Annotated in this window: 4 protein-coding genes and 3 tRNA genes; 3 read left to right on the forward strand and 4 right to left on the reverse strand. The window is 32.7% G+C overall.

Going from position 1 to position 4,092, the window contains the following annotated elements:
* Positions 1 to 106 precede the first annotated feature (106 nt).
* From CKF54_RS07925 to CKF54_RS07940, 4 genes are all read right to left on the reverse strand, one after another.
* Positions 107 to 523, reverse strand: coding sequence for a rhodanese-like domain-containing protein (locus CKF54_RS07925; RefSeq protein WP_119525807.1), 417 nt, complete (start codon positions 521 to 523; stop codon positions 107 to 109).
* Positions 524 to 644: 121 nt separating this feature from the next.
* Positions 645 to 1,337: a 2,3-diphosphoglycerate-dependent phosphoglycerate mutase gene (locus tag CKF54_RS07930; RefSeq protein ID WP_119525808.1), complete on the reverse strand. Its 693-nt coding sequence runs from the start codon at positions 1,335 to 1,337 to the stop codon at positions 645 to 647.
* 159 nt (positions 1,338 to 1,496) lie between these two features.
* Complete coding sequence (locus CKF54_RS07935; protein WP_119525809.1) at positions 1,497 to 1,829, reverse strand: rhodanese-like domain-containing protein; 333 nt, start codon at positions 1,827 to 1,829, stop codon at positions 1,497 to 1,499.
* A 204-nt stretch (positions 1,830 to 2,033) separates the two neighbouring features.
* Complete coding sequence (locus CKF54_RS07940; protein WP_119525810.1) at positions 2,034 to 3,044, reverse strand: DMT family transporter; 1,011 nt, start codon at positions 3,042 to 3,044, stop codon at positions 2,034 to 2,036.
* A gap of 688 nt (positions 3,045 to 3,732) precedes the next feature.
* Here CKF54_RS07940 and CKF54_RS07945 point away from each other — a divergent pair.
* The 3 genes from CKF54_RS07945 to CKF54_RS07955 all read left to right on the forward strand — a co-directional run bounded on the left by CKF54_RS07945 (position 3,733) and on the right by CKF54_RS07955 (position 4,016).
* Positions 3,733 to 3,808: transfer RNA gene (locus CKF54_RS07945), tRNA-His, on the forward strand.
* 10 nt (positions 3,809 to 3,818) lie between these two features.
* Positions 3,819 to 3,895 (forward strand) — tRNA-Pro (locus CKF54_RS07950).
* Positions 3,896 to 3,939: 44 nt separating this feature from the next.
* A tRNA-Pro gene (locus CKF54_RS07955) sits at positions 3,940 to 4,016 on the forward strand.
* The last annotated feature ends 76 nt before the right edge of the window (positions 4,017 to 4,092 follow it).

Genomic DNA, 4,092 nt, shown 5'->3' on the forward strand with positions numbered 1-4,092 from the left:
ATTATACGGAATTACGGATATAAGAAAAAGTCAGGGAAACTTAATTATTAGAATATGGGAAGAGACGCTCTTAAAATAAGAGCGTCTCTAAAGTAAACTGTACATTTTATTTTTTAACAAGAATTAAATTGTCAGTTAACCAACCTGCAATTCCATCTTTTAAAATGTAAACTTTATTAAAACCTAGTTTACGTAAGCTTTTGCCTGCTTCAAATAAGTTTAAACCATCAGCATTTACTAAAATTACAGGTCTATCTTTATAAGATTCAATTTTACCAACGTTATTAGTTTTAATGTCTGAAGTAAGTAAATGAACAGAGCCAGTAATGTGACCAGTGCTGTAATCTTTAATAGGGCGAATGTCAACAATAACACCTTTTTGTGAGTTAACTAGAATCCCTACCATGTTATTACCGATAACATTAATTCCACTTAATTTGTCTTGTACAAAAGTGAAAATAATAGCTACTAAGCAAGCTACCCATGCTAATGAAAGGATTGGGTGATTGAAGAAAAATTCCATAACAATAAAATAACTATGTTTCTTAAAATATTAACTTTTAGAAATTATAGCAAAACAAGCATAAAATGAAAAGAAAAAATTAAAAAAGGGTCTTGTTTCAAGACCCTTTTTTAAGACTAAATTAGTCTAAGTATTTTTTGCTTACAAATGATAGATCATCATTTAAAGTGTAAACGATTGGTTCACCTGTAGGGATCTCAAGATTTAAAATATCTTCGTCAGAGATGCCTTCGATGTGTTTAGCTAGAGCACGTAATGAGTTACCGTGAGCAACAACTAGAACAACATCACCTTTTAATAATGCAGGAGCGATAGCATCTTCCCAGTAAGGTAAAGCACGTTTAAGAGTTAACTCTAATGATTCGTGATCAGGAACAACTGATGGATCTAATAATTTGTAACGACGATCGTTGTGTGCTGAATCAGGTGAGTTACGATCCATTGCTGGAGGTGGAACGTCGTATGAACGTCTCCAAATGTGAACTTGTTCGTCACCGTATTTCTCAGCTGTTTCTTTTTTGTTTAAACCTTGAAGAGCACCATAGTGACGCTCGTTTAAACGCCAGTTTTTAATTTGTGGAACAAATAATTGCTCTGATTCTTCTAAGATTAAGTTACAAGTTTTAATTGCACGAGTAAGTACAGAAGTGAAAGCTACATCAAATTGATAACCTGCTGCTTTTAATTTTTTACCAGCATTTTTAGCTTCTTCTACACCACGCTCTGTTAAATTAACATCGTGCCAACCAGTAAATAAGTTTTTAGCGTTCCACTCACTAAAACCGTGACGAACGAATACTAAAGTCTTAGCCATTGTTAAAACCTCTTGAAAAGACTAACTAGTCTTATACTAGTTAGAAAGAATACATTTTATAATTTATCAAAGAGCTACACAATCTATGATTAATCTGCTCTAAATTATATCATAAAAGAGAATTTAAAGGTAAATTATAGCTCAATTTGAGTAAAGGATTTATGAAGTAACCAGAGGATAACCTAATTTAGCCCAGCGTGTAATTCCACCATCAAGGGAATAGATGTTTTCAGCCCCTTGATTCATTAAATCAAGTCCTAAAACTTTAGAAGCATTTCCACGGTAGCACTGTAGGATAATTACAGTATTGTCAGTGAAGTGCTGCGCTTCTTCATGGAAGTTTTCTTCAGTTAGATGCACAGCGCCATCAATATGAGCCGCGTCATATTCCTCTTCGGTTCTCATGTCAAAGAGAACAACATCATCGTTAGTATTTAAAAGTTCTAGTAGTTCTTCACAAGATATTGTTTTAACATCTGAAAGTTTTAACATATTGGGGGTACCTACATAATAAATAATAAGAGTTTGAATAAAGTGTTAACTGAGTAAAATTTAAATGATTATAGCCAATTAACACCATATTTTTAGTTGGATTAGATGATTTTATCTATAGAAAACTAAATTGTACTCTATTCGATTTTATAATCAGTTACTATAGTTTAGGGTAACTCTTCGAATTAACTCAAGTTGCTTCTTTTACTTAGAATCGTCTTTATTTTCTGAGTTAGAAAAATCGAGAGATTTTGGTTTCATAATAGGTGTTGTTGAAGCAATTGAAGCTGTTGATGAACTAACTCCATGTATTTTACGACCTATTGTACGATCATGTTGACGGTTATATATAAAGAGGTATATCCCTGCCCCTACTATAATGATATAACCTATCACAGAGTATAGATCCGGAATGGTAGCAAATACGAAGTAACCTAAAATAAAATTCCAAATTAGGCTTGTGTATGAATAAATGCTAATCTCTTTAGCAGGAGCAAATTTAAAAGAATAAGTTAAGGCAAATTGTCCTATAGCGGAGAATAAGCTAGATAGAGCTAATATTAAGTAAAGGTAACCATTACCTTGAAAACCATTAAAGTGTTTAATAGTTGGGTAAGTCATGGTTAGGATAATAAAACAAGCTAAATGAAACATTATAGTAGCAGGGTGCTCACCATCTTCCTTAGTTGTAAGATAGCGAATACACATATAAGCAATACTCACTAACAGAGTACCCAGTAGACCTACAGCATAAGCAAAGAAGTTTGGATTATCAAAGCTTGGTTTTATAATAAGGAGGACACCAAATAAGCTAACAGCAACAATAATCATTTGGACAATAGTCACTTTTTCCTTTAAGAAAATAGCACAAAGAATTAAGAGTAAAACTGAATTAAGCTTTAGAAGCATATCAGCATCAGCTAGGCTTATATAGTTTAAAGTGTAAATATTAAAAAGCATGGCAATGCCACCTGCAGCTGATCGTAAAGTTAAAACAAGAGCATTTTTTCTTTGTCCTAAGAAAGTAACTTTAGGATTTTTCTTTTGTGCTTGTTTAACTAAAAACCAAGCAACAATTGCTAAACCTATCCCACGAGAGAGAAGTTTCTCGTAAGAGCTAATTTCATTATTTAGAAGTTTAAAGAGAAAGCTCATAAGAGCTAGGCTAAGCGCAGATAAGAGTGCGCAAAGAATACCTTTTGTTAAATTAGACATGTTATATTAAATAATAGAGTGCTAGTTTATATCTTTATTTTCCGTCTATTATAATTTAAGTAAAGATCATTAGCTCAATATAATCTAGACGAGTAAGCTGATAAAAGGGGATGGTATAACTAAAAGGAGTAATAAGTAAGGCACGGTAGAGAGCTTTAATGCGGGTAGTATAGAGTTTGTGTCATGCAACCAGCTACCAGCAGATTTATAAAGGAAAGGATAACTAACCTCGGGGAAAATAATTACTTCGCTTATTAAGTTGGACTTAGAGATTGAAACTAAATAAAAAGGAATTCTTTAAAACTTTTTAAATTGTAATATAAAATAAAAATAGGTTCCTTTATTCCAATTAAAGTAATTGCTTGAAAGGGAAAATAAAAGAAAATATTTTGAAAAAATCACGGTTATTTTCATAAAAAAAGTCAAATTGATAAAATTTAATTAAATTTATTCGCAAGTAAATTATCCTTAATATCAAGCTATTGAAGAAAAAACTTTTAATAAGTGTTTGACAAAGGTATCAGGTGTTTGTATAATGAGCAAGTCAAAGTGAGAAACGAAGAGTTCTTAAGAAGGAAAAGTAAAGTTAAAAATAAATTATTTTTACTCTTGACTTTAATTATTTAATTCTATATAATACTCAACGTTGTCATGAGACAATACAAAAATAAATAAAAAGATTTCAATGGTGACCGTAGCTCAGTTGGTAGAGCCCCGGATTGTGATTCCGGTTGTCGTGGGTTCGATTCCCATCGGTCACCCCATTTTTTCGTTCGGTGAGTGGCGCAGCTTGGTAGCGCATCTGGTTTGGGTCCAGGGGGTCGCAGGTTCGAATCCTGTCTCACCGACCATCTTTTTCTTTATATTTTTGTATACGAAATTTATTTTTAAATTTCGGTGAGTGGCGCAGCTTGGTAGCGCATCTGGTTTGGGTCCAGGGGGTCGCAGGTTCGAATCCTGTCTCACCGACCATCCTTTTCTCTTTTCTAATGCTAAACCTTGAAAGTTTATCATTAAAAAATAGAAATAAGTTCTTTAACAATTTAAC

This window comes from Psittacicella hinzii, assembly GCF_003585885.1.
Taxonomy (GTDB): Bacteria; Pseudomonadota; Gammaproteobacteria; order Enterobacterales; family Psittacicellaceae; genus Psittacicella.

Coding starts and splice junctions, on each gene's coding strand:
- CKF54_RS07925 (WP_119525807.1), bottom strand. CDS start 523: ATGGAATTTTTCTTCAATCACCCAATCCTTTCATTAGCATGGGTAGCT.
- CKF54_RS07930 (WP_119525808.1), bottom strand. CDS start 1,337: ATGGCTAAGACTTTAGTATTCGTTCGTCACGGTTTTAGTGAGTGGAAC.
- CKF54_RS07935 (WP_119525809.1), bottom strand. CDS start 1,829: ATGTTAAAACTTTCAGATGTTAAAACAATATCTTGTGAAGAACTACTA.
- CKF54_RS07940 (WP_119525810.1), bottom strand. CDS start 3,044: ATGTCTAATTTAACAAAAGGTATTCTTTGCGCACTCTTATCTGCGCTT.